22 protein-coding genes and 1 riboswitch are annotated in these 22,733 nt (G+C 49.3%); of the genes, 7 read left to right on the forward strand and 15 right to left on the reverse strand.

The features are described from left to right. Positions 1-24: 24 nt before the first annotated feature. The 4 genes from uvsE to ABIC22_RS06460 all read right to left on the reverse strand — a co-directional run bounded on the left by uvsE (position 25) and on the right by ABIC22_RS06460 (position 3,800). Entirely contained in the window at positions 25-1,026 is a 1,002-nt protein-coding gene (gene uvsE, locus ABIC22_RS06445; protein ID WP_354479479.1) for a UV DNA damage repair endonuclease UvsE, read from the reverse strand. A 156-nt stretch (positions 1,027-1,182) separates the two neighbouring features. Then, entirely contained in the window at positions 1,183-1,506 is a 324-nt protein-coding gene (locus ABIC22_RS06450) for a hypothetical protein (RefSeq protein ID WP_354479482.1), read from the reverse strand. Positions 1,507-1,568: 62 nt separating this feature from the next. Then, on the reverse strand, positions 1,569-2,669 hold the full coding sequence (locus ABIC22_RS06455) for a D-alanine--D-alanine ligase (RefSeq protein WP_154896862.1): 1,101 nt from the start codon (positions 2,667-2,669) through the stop codon (positions 1,569-1,571). Between the two features lie 132 nt (positions 2,670-2,801). Beyond that, on the reverse strand, positions 2,802-3,800 hold the full coding sequence (locus ABIC22_RS06460) for an amidase domain-containing protein (protein WP_354479485.1): 999 nt from the start codon (positions 3,798-3,800) through the stop codon (positions 2,802-2,804). Positions 3,801-4,182: 382 nt separating this feature from the next. Between ABIC22_RS06460 and acnA the strand changes: the two genes are divergently transcribed. Beyond that, positions 4,183-6,897 (forward strand): aconitate hydratase AcnA, encoded by a 2,715-nt coding sequence (gene acnA, locus ABIC22_RS06465; protein ID WP_354479488.1) that lies wholly within the window; start codon positions 4,183-4,185, stop codon positions 6,895-6,897. Positions 6,898-7,050: 153 nt separating this feature from the next. Here the strand turns inward: acnA and ABIC22_RS06470 are convergent, their stop codons facing one another. The 7 genes from ABIC22_RS06470 to ABIC22_RS06500 form a co-directional block, all read right to left on the reverse strand. Further along, positions 7,051-7,365, reverse strand: coding sequence for a hypothetical protein (locus tag ABIC22_RS06470; protein ID WP_354479491.1), 315 nt, complete (start codon positions 7,363-7,365; stop codon positions 7,051-7,053). 25 nt (positions 7,366-7,390) lie between these two features. Beyond that, positions 7,391-7,792, reverse strand: a complete 402-nt coding sequence (locus ABIC22_RS06475) for a hypothetical protein (RefSeq protein ID WP_354479494.1) — start codon at positions 7,790-7,792, stop codon at positions 7,391-7,393. Positions 7,793-8,015: 223 nt separating this feature from the next. Then, a complete protein-coding gene (locus ABIC22_RS06480; protein WP_354479497.1) occupies positions 8,016-8,225 on the reverse strand; it encodes a hypothetical protein in 210 nt (69 codons plus the stop codon). 11 nt (positions 8,226-8,236) lie between these two features. Further along, positions 8,237-8,788, reverse strand: coding sequence for a VanZ family protein (locus tag ABIC22_RS06485; RefSeq protein ID WP_354479500.1), 552 nt, complete (start codon positions 8,786-8,788; stop codon positions 8,237-8,239). Positions 8,789-8,816: 28 nt separating this feature from the next. Next, positions 8,817-9,680 (reverse strand): M15 family metallopeptidase, encoded by an 864-nt coding sequence (locus ABIC22_RS06490; RefSeq protein ID WP_127540735.1) that lies wholly within the window; start codon positions 9,678-9,680, stop codon positions 8,817-8,819. A 99-nt stretch (positions 9,681-9,779) separates the two neighbouring features. Continuing rightward, positions 9,780-10,868, reverse strand: a complete 1,089-nt coding sequence (locus ABIC22_RS06495; protein WP_354479503.1) for a HAMP domain-containing sensor histidine kinase — start codon at positions 10,866-10,868, stop codon at positions 9,780-9,782. Then, positions 10,861-11,556 (reverse strand): response regulator transcription factor, encoded by a 696-nt coding sequence (locus ABIC22_RS06500; protein ID WP_127540739.1) that lies wholly within the window; start codon positions 11,554-11,556, stop codon positions 10,861-10,863. The genes ABIC22_RS06495 and ABIC22_RS06500 overlap by 8 nt, the downstream gene beginning before the upstream one ends. Positions 11,557-11,640: 84 nt before the next feature. Here ABIC22_RS06500 and ABIC22_RS06505 point away from each other — a divergent pair, with 84 nt between their 5' ends. The 4 genes from ABIC22_RS06505 to ABIC22_RS06520 all read left to right on the forward strand — a co-directional run bounded on the left by ABIC22_RS06505 (position 11,641) and on the right by ABIC22_RS06520 (position 15,186). Then, complete coding sequence (locus tag ABIC22_RS06505) at positions 11,641-12,591, forward strand: helix-turn-helix transcriptional regulator (RefSeq protein WP_354479506.1); 951 nt, start codon at positions 11,641-11,643, stop codon at positions 12,589-12,591. 73 nt (positions 12,592-12,664) lie between these two features. Continuing rightward, on the forward strand, positions 12,665-13,495 hold the full coding sequence (locus tag ABIC22_RS06510) for a zinc ribbon domain-containing protein (protein WP_354479509.1): 831 nt from the start codon (positions 12,665-12,667) through the stop codon (positions 13,493-13,495). 655 nt (positions 13,496-14,150) lie between these two features. Beyond that, positions 14,151-14,318: a hypothetical protein gene (locus tag ABIC22_RS06515; protein ID WP_164764361.1), complete on the forward strand. Its 168-nt coding sequence runs from the start codon at positions 14,151-14,153 to the stop codon at positions 14,316-14,318. Between the two features lie 178 nt (positions 14,319-14,496). Further along, complete coding sequence (locus tag ABIC22_RS06520) at positions 14,497-15,186, forward strand: hypothetical protein (protein ID WP_354479512.1); 690 nt, start codon at positions 14,497-14,499, stop codon at positions 15,184-15,186. An 80-nt stretch (positions 15,187-15,266) separates the two neighbouring features. Here ABIC22_RS06520 and thiC read toward each other — a convergent pair whose 3' ends face one another. Together thiC and ABIC22_RS06530 are read right to left on the reverse strand one after the other, a co-directional pair. Further along, the gene (thiC, locus tag ABIC22_RS06525; RefSeq protein WP_354479515.1) at positions 15,267-17,072 is read right to left on the reverse strand and encodes a phosphomethylpyrimidine synthase ThiC; all 1,806 of its coding nucleotides are present in this window, start codon (positions 17,070-17,072) and stop codon (positions 15,267-15,269) included. 353 nt (positions 17,073-17,425) lie between these two features. Further along, positions 17,426-17,539: riboswitch (TPP riboswitch) on the reverse strand. Positions 17,540-17,660: 121 nt separating this feature from the next. After that, the gene (locus ABIC22_RS06530; RefSeq protein WP_095293204.1) at positions 17,661-18,404 is read right to left on the reverse strand and encodes an IclR family transcriptional regulator; all 744 of its coding nucleotides are present in this window, start codon (positions 18,402-18,404) and stop codon (positions 17,661-17,663) included. Between the two features lie 361 nt (positions 18,405-18,765). On the opposite strand from ABIC22_RS06530, the gene ABIC22_RS06535 reads away from it, so the two are divergent. Next, positions 18,766-19,794: an alpha/beta hydrolase gene (locus ABIC22_RS06535; RefSeq protein ID WP_154896871.1), complete on the forward strand. Its 1,029-nt coding sequence runs from the start codon at positions 18,766-18,768 to the stop codon at positions 19,792-19,794. Between the two features lie 158 nt (positions 19,795-19,952). Next, positions 19,953-21,260 (forward strand): Fe-Mn family superoxide dismutase, encoded by a 1,308-nt coding sequence (locus ABIC22_RS06540; RefSeq protein WP_354479519.1) that lies wholly within the window; start codon positions 19,953-19,955, stop codon positions 21,258-21,260. Between the two features lie 161 nt (positions 21,261-21,421). On the opposite strand, the gene ABIC22_RS06545 is transcribed toward ABIC22_RS06540, so the two are convergent. Beyond that, entirely contained in the window at positions 21,422-21,646 is a 225-nt protein-coding gene (locus ABIC22_RS06545; protein ID WP_095293207.1) for a hypothetical protein, read from the reverse strand. 70 nt (positions 21,647-21,716) lie between these two features. Next, a complete protein-coding gene (locus ABIC22_RS06550; protein ID WP_354479522.1) occupies positions 21,717-22,580 on the reverse strand; it encodes a lipoate--protein ligase family protein in 864 nt (287 codons plus the stop codon). Between the last annotated feature and the right edge of the window lie 153 nt (positions 22,581-22,733).

The following is a 22,733-nucleotide window of genomic DNA, read 5'->3' on the forward strand; positions in this document are numbered from 1 at the left end:
TTGCTGCCCAGGCCCCTTTTGACTCTAGGGATGGATAATGACTGTAGATTCGTCGACCCATTCCACGCCTTCTTCATGGTAGAAGGCCAGCTTCTGCATGAGCTGCACCAGTGCTTCATCCTTGCGCTTCGCCTCGATCATGACATCAAGTTCCGGCGTATCTGCAGCAATATGACGCAAAAAGGATAACAGAGGCTCTACTTCAACGCCATCGGCATGCCCACGGATATCCTTCTCGCTCTTCGGACTGGATACGTGAATTTTCGGCGGTAATGGCCGGTCTGCAGGGGAATCCGCCTGTGCCAGCGGCGACTGCCACGTCTTCCATATGTCAGGCCACAAATCCCATGGCTGTTCGCCTTCATTATTGACCCACTGATGATGAATATCCAGCACCATCGGCAGTCCCAGATGCTGACATACGGCCAGCGTTTCGGGAACGTTGAATGTTTTATCATCATTTTCGAGGGTCAACCGTTCCTGGATATCCCGATCAAGCTTCAGAAAATTTTCTTCAAAGCGCAGCGCTGCACTAGGCTTGTCCCCGTAAGCACCACCAATATGTATATTATTCTTGGCAGTGGCATTCAGTCCCATGGCATCCAGCATCCGCACATGATGACGAAGGTCACGCATGGAGTTCAGGAGCACTTCCTCCCGCGGCGTACTTAGAACGGTAAAATGGTCCGGATGGAAGGATACGCGCATTCCGTTCTCCTTCACAAAATCACCAATGGCAGCAAAATCGGACTGGAGGGCCGGGAATGGATCCCAATCCATCAGATCCTCATGTGTCGCCAGTGGAATTAATTTGGAAGAGAAACGATATACATGAATATGGCTGCCCTTGTTATGTCTAAGCAATCGTAACGTATTATGCAAATTCTCGGCCGCAATCCGTTCCAGCTTGCGAATGGCTGCCTCCCTGTCATCAATTTTCTTGAAGCTGGCCATAGTCATCGTGCGGGAAGGAGATGCATTCTCGACCAGCACAGACATCGCCACATAACCAAAACGTACAAGCATGGTGTTCTTCCTCTCTATTAGGGCGGAATTCCTGCCTGGCATCTGCAGCCGTCAGGTTTTCCGGTCACTGTATATAACCAAGTTTTACCCTAAAAGAAAGTCCGTAATCGCTCGCCTTACAATTCCGTTCATTGGTCCCATATGATGAAGTAAGGTTTATCCCTGTGCCTGCTCACCAAAGAACATTTCGTCCGCAAGTGCAGTCTGAACACGGGATTCTTCCTCGTTCAGCTTGCGAATGAGCTGCATCTCCACTTCCGTTACTTCCTGTCCTTGGAAGTTGATCTCTGCAATGGAAGCAACGATCTTGACAATGGCTACAGCCACGTTTTCAGGCGTATAGGCAATAACCTTCTGTCCGGTCGGAAAGACCCGGAAGCCCTGTTTCACCATTTTGCCGCGGCCGTATTCCAGCAGTTCAAACAGCTCCTGCTCGCTCTTGAATTTGCATACGGAATTGAATTCAGTCTGAAATCCCATCCATACCCCTCCTTGAATAGTCTCCTACGTTAAAGTGTGACTAGAATTTCAACATTAGAAATCTAAGCCTGCACGCCGTTCTCATAGTTCAGCGCTTGCTTGCGGTTGTAACGCTCCAATGCCAGCTCAATCATGCGATCCAGCAGTTCCGCATACGATACGCCCGTTTCACGCCACAGCAACGGATACATGCTGTACGGAGTAAAGCCAGGCATTGTGTTTACTTCATTAATAAGCAATGCACCATCGGATTTACGAATAAAGAAATCTGCCCGGGAAATACCATTGCCTTCAATCGCACGGAATGCCTGCAGGGCTGCCTCACGGATACGATCAGCGGCTTCAGAATCCAGCGGAGCGGGAATCAGCATCTGTGATTGGCCATCAATATACTTGGCTGCATAGTCATAATATTCACCAGAGGATACGATTTCTCCTGGCACGGAGGCCATCGGCTCATCATTGCCAAGTACACTCACTTCCACTTCCCGTGCCTCAACAAACTCCTCAATAACAACCTTCGTGTCGTATCGCAGTGCAAATTCGACGGCCGTCTTCAGTTCATCCCGGTTGCGTGCTTTTGAGATCCCTACGCTGGAGCCGAGGTTTGCCGGTTTGATGAAACACGGGTAACCCAGCTGTTCCTCCACTTGCAGAATCATGTCGTGCTCAGTCTGCTTCCACTGGGTCGCATTAAAATAAGTAAAGGCACATTGGTCGATTCCAGCCTGCGCAAACAGTTTTTTCATGACCACTTTGTCCATACCGCCTGCTGAAGCCAGTACACCTGCACCCACATAAGGCATATCCGCCATCTCGAACATCCCCTGGATCGTACCATCCTCACCAAACGTGCCGTGCAGCAGCGGGAACATAACGTCCAGTGCATCTTCCCCGCCATACAGACGTGCAAACAATGCGTTCAGCGCTTCCTGGGTTCCACCTGCTGCCTGCTCCAGCTTCAGATCCTCAATCTGCGCGAATGGCGCGTGCATCACAGATCCCTTTTTCCATGTCCCCTGCTTGGAGATATAGAAGGGAACCAGTTCATATTTTTCATAATCAAAAGCGTTCGTTACAGCAAACGCCGTTTGCAGCGATACTTCGTGTTCCCCTGATTTTCCGCCGTAAACGACGCCAACTGTTAATTTATCCATGCTCATGCGTAACCTCCGATTATCTGTGCATGATGCCGTCATACCTGTATAATCAGCATCAATTTTATTCTTGTCTTAGGGCTTATTTTACACGGAACTGAATGTCCACGTCACCAAATCCCTGTATATCTTTCTTCATTAGAACTCATCTGCAATATGAAAAAGCCGGTACACCGTCCGCTCCGTCCAAGCGTAAGAATCCCGGTAATCCCAATAGCGGTGACGACTGCTGACCGTATGTGCATTGACAAGCGGCATGCCTCCCGCATCAAAGGCCGTCACAACAGTACTATGCTGAAACCTGCCGTCTCCGTCCCAATCGTAGAGAATGACATCGCCAAGCATCAGCTGTTCCGGACGATCCACTTCGGTTGCTGTCAGTCCCCAGCTGCTGCTTCCCAGATAACGCTCCAAACTGTTGGATACGGCCCAGCTGTAGCTCCACATTTCAGTGCTGTTTACATAGCCTTTGTACCACCAGCCCGCTTCTCTTCTACCAGTATAGTGGATGGGTGCTCCCCCTGCAAAGAGACATTGGGAGACGTAATTGGTGCAGTCTACCTCGAATTCCTCAAATGCGGGGTTTCCCGCATTCCACCACCGATCTGCATAAGCAACAGCCAGGTCCCGCCGGTATATTTGCTGCCTGGAACTTCTTCCCTGGCCAAGCACTTCCCTGTTCAGGAGCGGCCGATTAATCGCCTGTACAAAATCCGCTTGCTGAAAGGGTCTCCCTTCCCCTGCCGGACGCCGCTCCGGAACTTCTCTTTCGACCCGTCCAATCATCCAGGTTCCACCCTGCCTAATAAAGGTCAACCGTTCCCGCTCAATCCGATCCTCCCGGTGGGTGATTCCACTCTTCTCGTAGAAAAGCCTGCTATAGAGTTGAACATCCACCACCGACTCTTCCGGACCTTCCGTAACCGTTCGCACAAGCTTGGCACTGGTCTCGCTGCGAAGAGGCACTGCACGCCGTTTACGATACCAATCGTCCAGTCTGGCCATACGCTCTCCCCGCTCCAGCACAAATGCCGGATCCGTGACAATCCTCTCGCTCGTCTGCGGACGATAGTCGATTTCGCATCGGTTGTACTGGTTCACATAGGTGTATAAGGCACTCTTCCATTCCCTTTCCAAGCCTGTGTCCCCCTTTGGCACTTGAGTTCTCTCTGGAAAATTCAGCTGTGCATACTACTATAATTCATATGAGACGTATACCGGTTGTATGTGTTCCGCTCAAGGATCGAGTGCCGAAAATTGGAGACTTGGACAGCAGGAAGTATCGTAACAAGGCAATATTCACGAAAACGCCTTCATTGTTCGTAAAGCTTGTTTGGACAGGCAAAAAGCCCTTTACGTACGGAGGTGAAAACGGTATACTTAATACTAAAGTTGCAATTATGAAATTACGTTTCATCTGATGAAACTACGAACAAGGACACGGAACGATGAAGGCCTGTTCTTCCACTTAAATGAACTTTATCTTCATCTCACCGACACATTTTAAGGAGGTACATGTATGTCAGCCAAGAACCATTTCTCCGCAGCCCGCAGTCTTGAGGTCGGAGGCAAGTCTTACCGCTACTACAGTCTCGATGCTCTTCAGGAAGGCGGCTACGGCGACCTTTCCAAGCTTCCCTTCTCCATTAAAGTGCTGCTCGAAGCAGCAGTTCGTCAGTTCGACGGACGCGCGATTACCGAAGAACATGTGAAACAACTTACCGGCTGGGCAGAAGGCCGTGACAATAACAAGGAAATTCCGTTTATCCCTGCACGTATCGTCCTGCAGGACTTCACTGGTGTACCGGTTGTCGTGGATCTTGCTGCGATGCGCGATACGGTGAAAAAGGCAGGCGGCGATCCAAAACAGATCAACCCGCTCGTGCCAGTTGACCTCGTTATCGACCACTCCGTTATGGTTGATGCATTCGGAACCAACGACGCTCTCGACTACAACATCAAGGTCGAGTTCGAGCGTAACGAAGAGCGTTACCGCTTCCTGCGGTGGGCACAAACGGCATTCAACAACTTCCGTGCTGTACCGCCATCCACAGGGATCGTTCACCAAGTTAACCTGGAGTACCTGGCTTCCGTCGCTGCAACCAAAACGGTTGACGGCGAAACCGTTGTGTTCCCGGATTCCCTCGTAGGTACGGACTCCCACACCACCATGATCAACGGACTCGGCGTTGTTGGTTGGGGTGTTGGCGGAATTGAGGCCGAAGCAGGAATGCTTGGCCAGCCACTGTACTTTGTAACCCCTGACGTTATCGGTTTCAAATTGACAGGCAGCCTGAGCGAAGGCGCAACAGCTACGGATCTGGCACTCACTGTCACTCAAATGCTTCGTAAAAAAGGCGTAGTCGGCAAATTCGTCGAGTTCTACGGTCCAGGCCTGGCCAATATCAGCCTTGCTGACCGTGCGACCGTTGCCAACATGGCACCGGAATACGGCGCTACAATTGGTTTCTTCCCTGTCGATAGCGAGACACTGAACTACATGCGCAGTACAGGACGTTCCGACGAGCAAGTGGATCTGGTTGAAGCTTATTACAAAGCACAAGGCATGTTCCGTACTTCCAGCACGGTTGATCCAGAATTCACAGATGTAATTGAGCTGGATCTCGCTTCCGTGGTACCAAGTCTCGCAGGTCCTAAGCGTCCACAGGATCGCATTGAACTGACGCAAATGAAAGAAAGCTTCAACAGCATCATTCGTACTCCGGTCGATAAAGGCGGATACGGACTGAGCGATGAGAAGATTGAAGAAACAGTGCCTGTGAAGCACCCAGACGGTTCCACTAGTGAACTGAAAGCAGGCGCGGTTGTTATTGCGGCCATCACAAGCTGCACCAACACATCCAACCCAAGCGTTATGCTCGGAGCGGGTCTACTTGCGAAAAAAGCGGTTGAGCGCGGTCTGACCAAACCAGGCTACGTGAAAAGCAGCTTGACTCCAGGTTCCCTCGTTGTTACCGAGTATCTCGAAAAATCAGGCCTGAACGTATACCTCGACCAGCTCGGATTTAACGTTGCGGGTTATGGCTGTGCAACTTGTATCGGTAACTCCGGTCCACTGCCAGACGAAGTAAGCGAAGCGATTGCCGAAAACGATATGACTGTAGCGGCTGTATTGTCCGGTAACCGTAACTTCGAAGGCCGTGTACATGCTCAGGTAAAAGCCAACTATCTGGCTTCTCCTCCACTCGTGGTAGCTTACGCTCTCGCGGGTACGGTCAATATTGATTTTGCTACCGATCCAATCGGTTACGATACGAATAACGAGCCAGTCTTCCTGAAAGACCTCTGGCCTAGCTCCGAGGAAATCAAGGATGCCATTGCAAGCTCACTGAATGCTCAGATGTTCCGCAACAAATACGAAAATGTATTTACAGCCAATGAGCGCTGGAATAACATTCCTGTACCGGAAGGCGAACTGTATGAGTGGGATCCAAACTCCACCTACATTCAGAACCCGCCATTCTTCCAAAACCTTGGCGACAAGCTGACTGATATTGCAGACATCCGCTCTGCACGTGTTATGGCCTTGCTTGGTGACTCCGTAACAACGGACCATATCTCTCCAGCAGGTAACATTGCTACAACCAGTCCAGCCGGATTGTACCTGAAAGAGCATGGCGTTGAGCGCAAAGACTTCAACTCCTACGGATCACGCCGTGGTAACCATGAGGTCATGATGCGCGGTACGTTTGCCAACATTCGTATTCGTAACCAGGTGGCTCCGGGTACGGAAGGTGGTATTACGAAGTATCTGCCAACCGATGAAGAGATGTCCATCTACGATGCTTCCATGAAGTATCAGGATGAAGGTCAGAACCTGATCGTTATTGCAGGTAAAGAGTATGGTACAGGTAGCTCCCGTGACTGGGCGGCTAAAGGTACGTTCCTACTCGGCGTAAAAGCCGTTATCGCAGAAAGCTTCGAGCGTATCCACCGCAGTAACCTGGTGGGCATGGGCGTAATGCCTCTGCAATTCCAGGAAGGTCATGGCTGGTCCAGCCTCGGTCTGAATGGACGTGAAACGTATGACATTACAGGTCTCAACAATGATGTGAAGCCTGGACAAGAGTTGACCGTTACGGTAACCCGCGAAGACGGAACCAAGTTCGACTTCCCTGTTATCGCTCGTCTGGACAGCATGGTTGACGTAGACTACTACCACAACGGTGGTATCCTGCAAACTGTATTGCGTCAAATGATGAAAAAAGCTTAATTGCATTAACGATTAAGCTGATGCATTAACATAGAAAAGCTCCCCGCCCGTGCACAGCACGAGATGGGGAGCTTTTTTGGGTAGCTTTCGTTCAATGATCGACGTAATCTATCTCTGCATATGGGTTGATGAAAAGACGGATAACGTACGTTTTTAAAAATTGATCTTCAATGCCACTTCCGAATCATCAGGCGGTGAAGGAATGCGATATATCCCCCTATGTTTTAATTTCTCCACGTTGATCCAGTCCATGAAGTCATCCCCTCCGTAACTCCTTACAAAAACGGCGTATTCCAAATTGCCCTCATAGTTAATGGACTCTGTATATTCTGTAAACGGGTGCTTTCCCTCTATACTCTGCAAAAAATCAGAAAATTCCCTTCTCCACTCTTCCATCTGTTCTGCATATTGATCGGGGACGTAATAATAGAAACCATCTGGCGTATAGTACGAAATTTTCATTATCATTCTAATATCCTCCTACAATTACAGATTAAAGTTTCAAGATCTCCATACCTTCTTTCAGTTGTTCTGACACAGCAGTGTAATACTCAATGCCATATGCGAGTTCTTGTTTTGTTTTATGTACGAGATAATAGGAATATTTCTGCATCAGTTCAGGTCCGGTCAATTCAATAGGTAAATGAATGATTTCAACGTCCTCCCTGTCGAAATAGTAACGATACCCTCGCTCTGACCGCCCAACATTCATCACTGTTTTTATGACTAATAACTCATCACGTGTGCAGCTGTTAATCAACTCTGATCTTTTCTGTTCTAAAGCACGTACTATTTCTTTGCGGAGTTGATTCCTCTCAGCTTCAGCCATTTCACTTTCGATTTCCATGATTGTTCTCATTCTACCCGCCAAGCTTACAGCTAATGAATATAACAATAAATAGCCTCCTTTGTTAATATATAGTTTGGTAATATTTGGTCCTACTCTACACCAATAGGGTGCCCATTCGCAAACCCCTCTCAAGACTTGTGTTATCAAATCCTGATACAATGACATAAAAAAAAAAATAAAAAAGCTTCCCACCACAGTATTAGAACGTGATGAGGAGCTTAATATGATGCATGTAAGATTGCTCTATTTACTTAAGCTTAGTATCTTCCTAGTGTCCAATATGGTGTGAAGCCTCATCCAGCAGCTGCATTGTACCCATGATCAGGAATAGACATGACATGGCAATCAGCGATCCTCCGACCCATCTCGACATGACCACTCGTTCCGCGATCTGCCGGCTGGAGCCATCTGTTATACTTCGTGGGTACACAAGAAACATCAAACCTGTGCTCATCAATAGTAAAGTGACCAGGATCATAATCTCCCTCCTTATACAGGACTCTCCTTAGGATTATACTCCTTCTTCACCGTTCGGGATTCTCCTCCAATCAACAACCGTTTCATGCCGAGAGCCATTGTAAACAGAATATATCCAATCACCCCGCCTAATGTATTTAGCATCAGATCGTCCACATCGAATATGCCCATGCCAGTGAGCAGCTGTGTTACCTCATAGCCTAAACTTAGAAGTAGAGATGACAGAAATACGTTCGCCCCTGACAGCAGCTTGTTGCCCATCAGCATCGGGATAAACATCCCCAGTGGAATGAAAGCCATCACATTGCCCACCAGATGGATTGCAGTACCTGGACGATGCAGTGACAGGCTGTTCCAATCTCTTGAGATTTCCTGAAATGGTGTCAGATTGACGGTTCGTGTATGAATCAGATCCGGCTGATGAAGGAAAGCCATAAGCTGGACCTTGACTACTTCAAAGTCGACCGCCCCCCCTTTAAAGAGAATAAGCTTGGTTAGCAGATATAAATAGATGATTAACGCGGCAATCCAAAGGATTTTATGTTTGATTTTTCTCTGCCTCATGTTGAAGAACCTCCTTTGTGCAGCCTTGTTACTCCTTTACTGTGACAATGACTCCATCCCTGTTGTCTCCCGATATGTCATAATGGCCATGCTCAGGTATGTAAACGGTCGTATCCCCGGCTGCCCGGTAATAGCGGATATGATACTTCTCACCCTCCACTTCAACCATAATGTTATCTTTCTCTTTTAGCAAATCCAGATACTCTTCCAGCACCAGGTTATTCTTATACATGACAGCACTATGCGGAAGTCCGACATATCGAAAGTGCCAGGGTTCATATTGAATTCCCGTGAGACTCACCTTGTCTTTCGGATAACGTAGGATAAAACCATATTTCCAGGCATTTTTCTCGAGCCAGGCACCTTCTGGCGCTTCATCCATAGTGGTCAGCGTAGAGCCGATATCCATGGATAATCCGAGATTATGCTCACTGTGTCCTGCCGGAAGCGCGTAGTCTGATCCCTTTTCCTGATAAAGTTCATCCTGCTTGGCAAAGTCCCGATATCCGCTGCTGATGAGAAAATAACGTACTCCCTCTTCACCCGCCGCTTCAATCATCTTCTGAAAAGCTTGGGCTACCTCTCTAGAGAGCAATATGTTTTGATCCAACAATCCGTATCCACGGACCAGATCGTCCTGCTGCGCCACATTTATAATATCGGTTCTTATGCCTTCCGGATGAACCGGATAGGTTGTATTAACAAGCAGCAAGTTGCCCTTATGTACTTGATCCTGAATATTACCGGTGATGGATACTGTATACCCCGTATGGTTTTCATGCTTATCCTGAATTTCAATGATCATCTCATCCTTCTGCTGAAAAGATGCCGGCGATCTTGTCATCACATACCCGATCAAAATGATGCATAGCAAAAAGCCCCACTTCTTCATCCTTGCTCCTCCTTTACCTCGTACAATCAAGGATAGAGAAAACTAGTTAAAGAAAAAGCAGGGCATTTTTAAAGTTTTTCTTAAATTTGACGGCAAACCTCATTCCATTGCTGGAAGGCGCACCTCAAATAAGGTCCGTACCACATCACTCTGAGCCGAAATGGTCCCTTCATGCTGTTCCACAATATTTCGGGCAATAAACAGGCCGAGGCCTGTCCCACCCTCCTGAGGGGTCCGTGCACGATCTCCGGTGTAATACATATCGAAAATATGCGGCAAATCTTCCGGGTGAATATGCCCTCCATAGTTAATAACCTGAATGACGACCTGATCTGCCTCCCGGTATCCCTTCAGGTCCACATAGATGCCATCCTTGCCATGGCGTGCAGCATTAATCAGCAGGTTCTCAAACACCCTGGCGAGCAATTCTCCGTCTCCGGAGATGGTCAATTCCGACTCGATAGTTAAGCGTGTGAGCAGACGATTTTTCTCAAATACAGGATATAATTCTTCATTCATCTGTTTCAGCAGTTCGCTAAGATCCAGCCGCATTTTCTGTATCGGCAGCATGCCATAATTCATCCGGGTAATTTCAAACAAACTATCAATCAGCTTCTCCAGCCGCTGGGATTTGGTAAAGGCAATCGATGTAAAGTGTCTGACCTGCTCCTCTGTCAGTTGATCATCCTTCATGAGCAGATCCAAATACCCAAGCACAGAAGTCAGCGGTGTTCGCAGGTCGTGTGCCAGATTAACGACGAGCTGGTCTTTGCTGGTTTCGGCAAAATCCCCCCGTTCTACCGCCTCCCTTAGCTTCTCACTCGCCAAATTCACATCCTCCGCGATTGCGCCCAATTCATCCTTCGAAGAGATCTGGACTCGATGCTGGAAGTCTCCATTTGCCAAATGCCTGATCCTTGTGGAAATATCCTTGAAATAGGTCACGTAGGGCTTGGTAAACCAGAAGAAAAACAGAATGGCGAGCGGGATGAATAAAATGAGGAAGAAATAGATATCTCCAATGCTTTTCATAAAATGGCGATATTCGGCAAGCTGATCTTCTGCTCTCACACCTGAATAATAAGCCTGTAAAAGCTTGTAAATCCCATAAGTGATCGCGCCAGAGGCCAGCATGCTCAGACCCAGCAGCATAATCATGGTTGTCCGAAAACTTCTTTGTTTAGTCATTAAATGTATACCCCACGCCCCAGATCGTTTTGATAAACTTGTTCTTGTCCAGATCTTCTCCGAGCTTTTTGCGCAGGGTTCGAATATGGACCATTACCGTATTGCCGCTCTCGTAATAGGCCTCTCCCCATACCTGTTCAAAAATGCTTTCCGCGCTGAACACCTGCTTGGGGTGACTTGCGAGCAGATACAGAATGTCGAACTCCTTCGGTGTTAGTTCCACCGGTTTGCCGTAGAGTGTTACGCTATGCTGATCCGGCGCGATGACGAGTCCGCCCTTCTCCAGAATGGAACGCTGGACAGGTATAGACTGGCTGAATTGCAAGGAACGACGAAGCTGGGAGTTCACCCGGGCTACAAGCTCCATCGGATTGAATGGCTTGGTCATGTAATCATCAGCGCCCATCACGAGACCCGTAATTTTGTCCATATCCGACGTTTTGGCACTCAGGAAAATGATCGGCATGTGGTGCTGTTCCCGAATCTTGCGGGTGACCTCATAACCGTCCATGCCTGGCATCATGATGTCCAGAACGGCCAAGTCGATCACTTGCGTCTGAATGGCTTGCAGGGCCGACTTGCCATCGTATGCCTTGACGATGTGGTATCCTTCTTTTTGCAAATGCAAAGCAACCAGATCAGCGATCTCCACTTCATCGTCCGCAATCAGAATCGTAATTCGCTTCATTGCTTATCCCACTCCTATATGTGATGCTCAACAATATAACATATCTGAATCCAACATATAAATCATTGAGAGGAAACCTTTTTTATGAAATTGGACCGTTTATTAGCCATCGTTGTACTACTAATCAATCGCGGCCGTGTACAGGCCAAGGATCTGGCAGACACGTTTGAAGTTTCTGTCCGTACCATTTATCGAGATATTGATACCCTGGGCCAGGCAGGTATTCCTGTCGTGACGTACCAGGGCATGAGCGGTGGCATCGGCCTTGCGGAAGGTTACCGCCTGGATCGAAACGTGTTGACTGACCGGGATCTGGCCTCTATTGTTACCGCACTGCGCAGCGTCTCCACATCGCATACCAATGTAGCACGGGAACTGTTGATGGAGAAACTAAGCAGCATTGTGCCGGAATCCAAAAACGATGACTTTCAGGCCGACACGAATCGCTTCATTGTGGATTATTCGATGTGGACCCACCCGGAAGCGCTGCAAAACAAACTGCAAATCATTGAACAGGGACTGGATCAGCTGCGTTCAATCACCTTTACCTATTGCAGCGCCGAAGGAGCCCAAACTCACAGAACCGTCGATCCTCATACCCTTGTTCTTAAAAAGCACTCCTGGTACCTCTATGCGTTCTGTCATGAGCGTAATGAGTTTCGCATGTTCAAACTGGTCCGTATGCAGGACGTGACACTTGCTCATGGAAGCTTTGAACGCAAACCCATCAACCTGCAGGACAGGCCCTGGCAGCAGGAGTGGGCGACTCCAGGGAACACAGTTGCCATGAAAATGAGGTTCCACTCCCGTGTCCGTCATACCGCTGAAGAGTGGTTTGGCATAGAGAACGTGATCCCCGACGGCCAGGGATATTATATAAGTCAGGTGGCTTTTCCGGAAGATAACTGGCTGTACGGGTTCATTCTTGGCTTTGGCGCAGATGCCGAGGTATTGGAGCCTCTTCATATACGTGACGAGATTCGCCGAATTGCAGAACAAATCGTGCAAAATTACGCCGCCCCTTCGCAAACCTGACAGACTGATGTCCAGTTCCTCTCGGTATACTTCATCTATATTCAAGCTGTACATAACGAGGAGGAAATGATAAATGAACGTCGCGATATGCCAGAGCTGCGGAATGCCGCTGACCCCCCCTACCCAATTCGGAACGGAAGCAGATGGAAGTGCAACCCGTGAATACTGCATCTATTGCTACAAAGAAGGCATGTTCCAACAGCCCAATATTACGCTGGAAGGCATGATTGAGATGTGCACCGCGATCCTCATCGAAGAAGGTATGAATGAGGAATCAGCACGGGCAATGCTGCGCAATCAGCTTCCCTTTTTGAAACGATGGAGCCCCTCCAATCTAGAAGGAAAAACCGCATCGGCGGTAAGAAATTACGTAGATAGCACCAAACCTCATTTTACCGATAAAGACCAGTCCATCTTAACTCAACCTGTTCGATATGTTGCACTTCCTGGCAAACGCCTGGCTGGCATATCAGCCAGAACGACCAACGCGATCGAGATGAGCGGCCAAGGCTGCATTCAGGATCTGTGGAGCCGCTACTTCTCGTCAGAGCACATCCCTGCATCGGAAGCACCCCGATACGGCTGCTATACAGATTATACCGATGGTATACACGGGGAATACACCATCCTCGTAGGCCACGAGGTAGCTGCGGATGAAACGTTACCAGCTGGCATGAACTCGGTTGAATTGCCACCAGCAACATACGCCGTATTCACCTCCCGCAAGGGTCCAATGACAGAAGTTGTAGGTGAAGCATGGGGCGCCGTTTGGGGCTGGAGCCATCAGAACGAGCGAACATTCACGGGCGATTTCGAGTTATATGATGAACGGAGTATGGATCCTGCCCATGTTCAAGTCGATATCTATATTGCGGTAAAACAAGCTAGGCCAACTACAGAATAATGATAATTATCATTTACATTTCTTAATTAACGTTGCACAAGCCATCCAGCTCGTTGGATGGCTTTTTTTGGTGCTGCTCCCCTCTCTCGCCTGCAAAACACGTATAAAACGACCCCCATCCCACTTACGACAACCGACTATGGTACCAAGTTAGTTAGCTACAATGATACCTACTCTCCCAGACAATTTGTCTTATTTTCGACACAATTGACATTCCTGAAACTGGGACTATTCACTTAACACCCGATTCGATCCTCCCATATCAAACCTTGTATTTCAGGTTCTTTATTCCTGAATTTCCCTAAAACCGTTTACAACACCTGAATACGGGGTAAAATCACTACAATCCAATTGGAATTACGTCATAAATTCCCGATTTCGTCTAACAAGTCACATGTACCTATATGCGCACTTGGAACGACTACCTGTTCAAATACATAGCCCATATAAGATGAATTTAATATTTACACCCCAACGGAGAGGGCAGGACTCACTGAAGAAGCGAAGCGCTCGCCTTTATCACCGGATTTTCCCCTTAAAGAGGGAATTCAAAAAATCTGGGGATAACAGCGATCGGAAGAGGGTACTGCAATCGCAGTGTTAAGTGTAACGTTTATAGGCTCAACTTATATATCTACCAAAAGGAGGAACCAAGATGATCCGCATGCCTATTCAGCAAATGATCCCGTACCACCATCAATATCCGCGCAACACGGCGACCACTGCTCCCAAAAAGGAGAATGAGAACACTCAAGGTCTATCCTTTCACGAGATTCTGCAGCAAAAAATGGCTCAAAAGAACGCATCTCCTTCCATGCGATAAAATGAAACCTGACTGTATTGGAGTCTGATTATAGAACCGTCCTTCTGCCGTTTGGTGGAGGGACGGTTATTGGCATTGGTTTAAACGCTGTACAGTTCCCGGTCGCGTTCCTATAATGGATTAATATCCGCAGCACTCACGACTCACAAAAAGAAGCATTGGCGAAGGGGATGTCATTATGATCACAATCGGCTGTTATCACGCTCACTACTCCAACATCGCACTCATTGAAGAGGCGCTCGCCCCCTATGAAGTGGAACTTGTGCATTATGTTGATCCCGGTCTGGATCGCCTTAAGCAGGATACGAACTTCTCAGACGCTGTCATTCGAGAAAAGGTATCCCAGACATTAAAGTGGATTGCCCAATGTCATGCAGATGCGATTCTGGTCACCTGTACCCTATTCGCTGCAGTACTGGCGCACGAAGCACAGCAAGTCTCCATCCCCGTTATCGGTATTGATGATCCATTATTGCAGAAGCTGCAGCAGGATTCGCAGGAATACATTCTAGCTTTTACCAATCCTGCAACGGTTGAAGGAACGATGGCGCGGGTGAATGAAGCACTACAGCAAGGTGAAACTAACGGGCAGGCAAACGTTGTGGCTGCTTCGAGAACAAAGGCCGCATTAATTCCTGGTACATTTGAGCTGATCATGCGCGGCGATAAGGAAGGATATATGGAGGCGGTGACAACGGGCTTGCAGCAACTAGCTGCACAGTCACCAGAGAAAACCATTGTAGCTGCTCAGCTATCCATGGCTCCCGCAGCTGCCTTTGCTTCAGCAAATACGGGAAGTGAGATTTACAGCCCGCTCGCATCGCTGGCATCTTATTTGGAGCAGCAATTGAATATCGGTAGGCGTTAGTTAGGGGCCGTTCTTCTCCCAGTAGTGGAGAGAACGGCTTTTATATATCTTAGGCTGCCCAAATTGCGCTGTAATGGCGCTTAGGTTCGGGTTCGGTATTCCTCAGCCTTTTCCTGCATTCCGGCTGCCACAGCCTCATTCTCGGATAATCCTTTGTCTGCGGCAAAGGCACGAATATCCTGCGTAATGCGCATGCTGCAAAATTTAGGTCCGCACATGGAGCAGAAATGGGCCTCCTTGGCCCCTTCAGCCGGGAGTGTCTCATCGTGATAGGACAGCGCACGTTCCGGATCCAGTGACAGGTTGAACTGGTCCCGCCAGCGGAATTCGAAGCGGGCCTTCGACAGCGCGTCATCCCGGCGCTGTGCACGCGGATGGCCTTTGGCCAGATCAGCGGCATGTGCCGCAATCTTGTAAGCAATAACGCCTTCCCGGACATCATCCTTGTTCGGCAGGCCCAGATGTTCCTTTGGTGTCACATAGCAGAGCATCGACGTTCCGAACCAGCCGATCATCGCCGCTCCAATGGCTGAGGTAATATGGTCATAGCCTGGTGCAATATCGGTTGTCAGCGGACCAAGTGTATAAAACGGTGCTTCCTTGCAGATCTCCATCTGAAGGTCGACATTCTCCTTAATCTTGTGCATCGGCACATGTCCTGGCCCCTCAATCATCACCTGCACATCATGCTTCCACGCAATCTGTGTCAGTTCACCAAGCGTAGCAAGTTCAGCCATCTGGGCTTCATCATTGGCATCATAGATGCTGCCCGGGCGGAGTCCATCTCCGAGAGAGAAGGCTACATCATACCTTTTCATGATTTCACAGATTTCCTCAAAATGCGTGTACAAAAAGTTCTCCTGATGGTGCGCAAGGCACCATGCCGCCATAATGGAACCACCTCTGGATACAATGCCGGTCATCCGTTTGGCCGTCATCGGTATGTAACGCAGCAGTACGCCTGCATGGATCGTAAAGTAATCCACACCCTGCTCTGCCTGCTCAATGAGCGTATCCCGGTACAACTCCCAGGTGAGTGCCTCGGCTTCGCCATTCACCTTCTCCAGCGCCTGATACAGCGGCACCGTCCCGATTGGTACCGGAGAATTGCGGATGATCCATTCCCGGGTCGTATGGATATCCTTGCCCGTGGAAAGATCCATTACCGTATCGGACCCCCAGCGTACCGCCCAAGTCATTTTCTCCACTTCTTCTTCAATCGAAGAGGATACGGCAGAGTTTCCAATATTCGCGTTGATCTTTACGTGGAAGTGACGTCCGATCAGCATCGGTTCGCTCTCTGGATGATTAATATTGGATGGCAGAATGGCCCTGCCGCTCGCCAGCTCCTGCCGGACGAATTCCGACTCCACGCCTTCACGAATAGCTGCAAACTCCATCTCAGGGGTAATGATGCCCTGCCTCGCATAGTGCATTTGGGTGACACAGCGTCCGGATTGTGCACGGAGCGGTTTGCCGCGGAGGCCTGGATATTCTTCAGCTCCGGTTCTCTTCCCTCCAGGCTTAAGCCCGTTATCCTCCGGTTTGACGGTACGTCCCTGGTACGCCTCTACATCGTTTCGTTCTGTGATCCAGCGTGCACGCAAAGCTGGCAGGCCTGCCCGGATATCGGCGTGAAATCCGGGGTCCGTCATAGGGCCGCTCGTATCGTACACGCGCAGCGGCTCGTTATGCTCCACCCCTTGGGGTGTATTCGTGTCATGAAGGGCAATTTCACGCTCCGGTACAGCAATGTCCGGCCGTGAGCCCTGAATGTAAACTTTGCGGCTGCCGGGAAACTGTTGCACCCGTCCGGCCGCCACTGTTCTCTTTTCCAACCCCTGTCCTGAATGTTCCTGTGCCGTTGTTCTGTTGTTTGTGTTCATCGCTACCTCTTCCTCCTCGTTGGTCGTCCCATGGATGGGCCAGTTTGATCGCTCGTGCACCCGTTCCATATCATCCACGCATAGGCAAGAAAAGAGCGGCCAACTTCCGAAGAAAGAACATTACAGCGGCATAGCGCAGACAGAATCTGGCACAGGCATAATCGGGTTATACCCAACTCCAGCTCTCCCGCAAAAGAAGGGAACCGCCTCTGCTGCGGTTGATCGCTTGACACTGTATATAAAAAAGCCGGTTCCCGAGGGAACCGGCCTATGTCCATCACCCCATAACAAGCCTGATGCCAAGCTCCCTCAAGTGGAGACATGCCAAAGGCTGGATTATGCAGTGTTCGTGGTTGTATCGCCGATTACTTCCCTACGCTGGTATGATCCAGATCAGGTGCAAAGGGTCCGGAATCTCATGCGATCCCGTCTCAGTCCGGACAATTCGGACTCCCCCAGTAACGTTAACAGTTGCGGTATGTGTACCGCAGTTCCATATTCAATTCATTCCAGCCCCGCTGGGCTGTCCATTACAGACTAGCGCAAGCCAGTCAGAAATACAACCCTTTTTCTTCCAGACACGCCGGATCAGGACAACATGAGACCCATCTGCGCGGCTGCTTCCTTCAGTACAGGTGCATATTCGTGCAAAGTTTCCTGGGACAGGCGGCTAACGGGACCCGATACGGATAGTGCAGCAGCAATATTCCCCTTTCGATCCATAATAGGAACCGATACTGCAGCCGCTCCAGGCTCACGTTCTTCGTAGCTGGTCGCATATCCATTCTCCCGGATATCACCCATCTGGGCCAGATAAACTTCGGGATCGATAAATACGGGCCATTCGGGACCATTCATCAGTTCCTCCCGGTCTTCTTCCGTCGCAAATGCCATGAGTACCTTGCTGGATGCCCCTACGGATAGAGGAAGACGTACGCCAACCGGAGCCACCCGCCGGATGGCCTGATCACTCTGAACAGCCTGAATACGGATACGCTCACTGCCATCCCGCAGGTACAGACTGACCGTTTCTCCCAAACGATCTCTGAGCCGCTCCATTGCAGGAAGCAGCAAAATGGCAGGATCATCACTGCGGGACATATGAGCAGACAGCTCCCAGATTCGAATGCCGAGCCTGTATTTCTCAGTGGCCGCATCGCGAATGACGAAGCCCTTCTCCTCCAGCGTCGCCATCAGACGATGAACCGTACTTTTGTGCAAACCAATCTGGCTCGCAATTTCTGTGAGTCCAAGATCGCTCCGTGTGGTAAAACATAATAATATATCCAGCGCCCGTTCCACAGCCCGGACGGTTAGTTTGCGGTCTTCCATGGCATAATGCCCTCCTCATGTTTCATCACATGAAACTTGGTTACATAAATTATATGAGAAACGATCTCATCTGTAAACCAAAATGAGCCAAATCATGACGATAAGAAGTGTAAATATTTTCTTTTTATAAGACTAAATCCCCTGCAATTTGCACCATCAGGAAATGTTACCCATATATCTTTCGGACTATATAACAATTGCGTAACAAATGCCTCCAATCAATTGACTTTGACTATATGGAAACATACGATAAAGATATATAAGCAAGACTTTGCTGCACAGGCAAGCAAGGACATCAAGCCATATGATCTGATCTGAACTCGTTGTTATCTTCAATTGATCTGAATAAGGAGGGGCAATCATGTTTCCGACATCCCAGAGCGAAGCCCCGCTGCAAACGAAAGTGTCCGACCTGCCTTCTTCGTTATCACCGAGGCTGATCCGGTTCAAACATATTATCGTAGCGTTGCTGCTCTCCGTTGTATTTTTTCTGCTCTTTTGTTTCATTGCCTTACACGGCTATATTGCTTGGGTACTATCCAACCCGACCGTAGCTCCCGTGTTCTCCAATCCAATGCAGGCCAAGAACATGAAGTACGAGGATATCACGTTCCCGGCAGCAGATGGCAGCCGTACGATGCAGGGCTGGTATATCCCCGCAGACACGGATGTCAACAAAACCATCATCTTCAGTCATGGATATGGGGCCAATCGGGAGGAAACCTGGGTTCCCATGTATGACCTGGCTCACTATGCCCACCAGCTCGGGTTCAATGTAGTGATGTTTGACTATGGTTTCGCCTCTCAGGTGAACAAGGCAGTCGCTACAGGGGGCAAAGCCGAGTCCCAGCAATTGCTTGGTGCCATTCAGTTCGCCAAGCAGCGCGGTGCTCAGGAGCTTGTCGTCTGGGGATTCTCGATGGGCGCAGGCACAGCATTACAGACGGGGCTGCTCACCGAGAACGTGGATGCCATGATTCTCGACAGCACTTTCCTGCTAGAGCCGGATACGCTGTATCACAACATTCATAATCAGATCGATCTGCCGCGACAACCCACTTTGCAGATCATGAATCTGTTATTCCCGGTTCTGAATGGCACCGGATTACAGCAGATTCCGTATCAGGAAGTCAAAAAGAAAGACTATCCGTTCCCCATCTTCTTCATTCACGGAACGGAGGATGAGAAGGCTCCATATCCGATCGCCGAGCTTCTCGCCGCCAACCAGACGAACACCTACTCAGAGGAATGGATCGTACAGGACGCGCATCATGAGCTGATCTTCAGGGAACATCCGAAGGAGTATCTCCGCCGTGTCTCTACGTTCCTGAGTCATGTGACGAAGACAAGCAGCGACGATGTGGAAAATACCAATGCCGGAGGAGAATAAAATCTTCCGGTCATCAGAGCCCCCAAGGGGCTCTTTTTTATGCACACATAGGACAACATGGCAGGCGAATATACTTTTGGGACGATTATAAATGGTTAATCACACCGTATCCCTTGAAGGCCGATATTACATTTTAATTGAATGGAGGTTTGCCGCATATGAATTGGTCTGGCTATGGACCCTTGCTGCCTCTGCGCATTCTGGAGGAGATAAGGTTCTGGAAGGAGCAGGAGAAAGAGCATACCCTCGTTATTCGGGCACTGGTTCCCGATCTGGAGCCTACTTATGTGAAGCTGCTTGAAGAATGGGCAGTGACGTTTGAAAATACCGAGAAGGTAGCCAACCAGCTGTTGAAACAGCTGTTACCCGGAACCCATCCCCCTGCCCCTTACATCATCGGAAGCGTAGAACAGCTTGTTGCCTCTTCACGTTCACAATCGCGGGAGTTCATCAGGCAGCTGTACGTCCTGCTTGAGCAAAGTGCCGCTGTGCAAGCTGTCCCGCTCGCTAAGGCAGTCATTCTGCACTTTATCCGTGAATCGGAGTATTTCCTCGGCGTACTCGATACCTTGATTCAGCCTGGAATCATGCGGGATTCGATAAGTGATGCACCCTTTCCTTTGGATAAGTATGTTCAATTGTCAGGACGCACCGAGCGTGAAGCAGCGGAGGAGCCGTCATCCATCGCTGGGAAAACTAACGCTCCGTCAGCTCCATCAGCTCCCGCACCTTCATCTTCTTCTTCACAGGTGCAGTCTTCAGAGGTCTCCGGTCTATCGCCTTCTTCCGGTACTACAGAGAGCATCACCTTACCTTCTACACCTCCTGTGAAGGAGAGACCTGTTCCGATTGGAGGCCACACGCTGCCTCCTCTGCCCTATGCCTATAACGCACTCGAACCACATATTGACGAAATGACGATGCGCATTCATCACGATAAGCACCATCAATCCTATGTGGATGGACTCAATACAGCCGAGAAGAAACTGGCAGAGTCACGTAAAAAAAATAATTTCGAACTCGTCAAACATTGGGAACGAGAACTTGCCTTCAATGGTGCAGGCCATTATCTGCATACGATCTTCTGGACGATCATGAATCCCAGAGGCGGCGGCAAACCTTCCGGATTGCTTGCTGAACAGATCAAACGGGATTTTGGCAGTTATGAGGCATTCAAAAATCAATTCACTGAAGCCGCTAACAAAGTGGAAGGCAGCGGCTGGGCTCTCCTTGTCTGGAGTCCACGCGCTCACCGTTTAGAAATTTTACAGGCGGAGAAGCACCAGAACCTGTCCCAGTCCGACATCGTACCTCTCCTGCCGCTGGATGTATGGGAGCATGCCTACTATCTGAAGCATCAGAATGAGCGCAAGAAATATATCGAGGACTGGTGGAATGTCGTCTATTGGCCTGCGGTGGCTGAACGTTATGAAACGGCACGCAAGCTGTTGTGGCCACCCTACTAGAAACGAAAAGGGAAAAGGGAACAAGAGAAAAGAGATATCTCCAGCCGGTAGACTGCCAGATATCTCTTCTTCATTTGCAATAAAAAAAGCAAGCCTCTTGATTCAAGAAGACTTGCTTGTATTTAGATAAGGTCACTGACGCACTGACGCGTCATGCTAGACTAGGAAGCACAGCCCTCGCACGCAACATAGTTGTCCCCAACCTGTTTGCTGATGGCAATCAGATCCCCCAGCTTGATATCTTCCTCACCCGTGAACTCCAGGTCAGCAATACGTGCAACGATCAAAGCCGCAGCTTCTTCCTTGCTTGTTGCCATTTGGCTGAATTCAGACTTCTCGCCTGAAGAAACAACCTCATATTCAAATGTATATCTTAATGTTTCCATCTTGGCACTCTCCTTCCGAAATCACATCATATCATCTCTATTAACCAATTCCAAGTGTTCTCGAACGATACTAATCGTAGCGCAGTTTCATCTGCTCTGCCGTCTGCCTGACTGCCTCTCGATCAACGGACAATACGCCGTCAGTCTCAGCCATAGGGTATCGATTACGAAGCGTACGGACCAGGGAAGCGGTGTAAGCTGCTGCAGAAGGCACTCCTGCCAGCTCTTGAAGACTCGCCATGGTGCCCGGACGAACATCGGGATACCCTTCCTGCAGGCCGTCTGCTGCATGCTGATAGAACTTGCGTACATCTGCCGCCAGCTTGTCTCCTTGCCCTTCGACGATAATAAAAGCCGTTATAATATAAGCCTTGGCCTGCCTTCGCTGGGCAATACCGCAAAATTTCAGTCCGCCGACACTGACATCATAATCACCGGGGCAGAATGCACCCTCGATCTCTCCAGTTCGTGCTTGATTCGACCATGGTGTTAACGACTCGGCAATAAGAGCTGCCATCTCGCGGAAGTCATCGTGAATATTGATAGCGCGGGCCGGGTTAGGCAAAATCAGTGAAATGTTAACCACGCCCGGATGAAGAGGCACAGCCGCACCTCCCGAGGGACGAACACAGACAGCTGTTCCCTGCTTTCTCATGCCTTCCATTGCCTCTACAGCCTTGGGAAGCCGGCGATCCCGCAGACCTGCAACAAACGCGTCAGGATGACGCCAAATATGGGCAACCGGCAGATGCCCTTCGCCTACACGGCGGCACATCACCTCTTCCCATGCAAATGCCTCTAGCACACTGCTTCCATACCGAAGTAATGGGGTTTCCCAGATCTGTATACGATGCAGCCTGGATGACGAGTTGGATGGAAGCGCCTGCTCTGCTCCAGGCTGTCCGGTATTGTCTGAATTCAAAGGTACACTCATATTTGCTAACCTCCGACTAAACGAATCTGAATCAGGATAAGACAAGGAAAGGGTTTTAAACATCGCTGGATGTACACAAATGCTCATATAAATAAATAAGCCGGTTCCCAGGGAACTCGGCTTATTAGGTGAACCTTTTAATGATTGGACACG

The organism is Paenibacillus sp. PvP094, from assembly GCF_040546835.1.
GTDB lineage: Bacteria > Bacillota > Bacilli > Paenibacillales > Paenibacillaceae > Paenibacillus > Paenibacillus illinoisensis.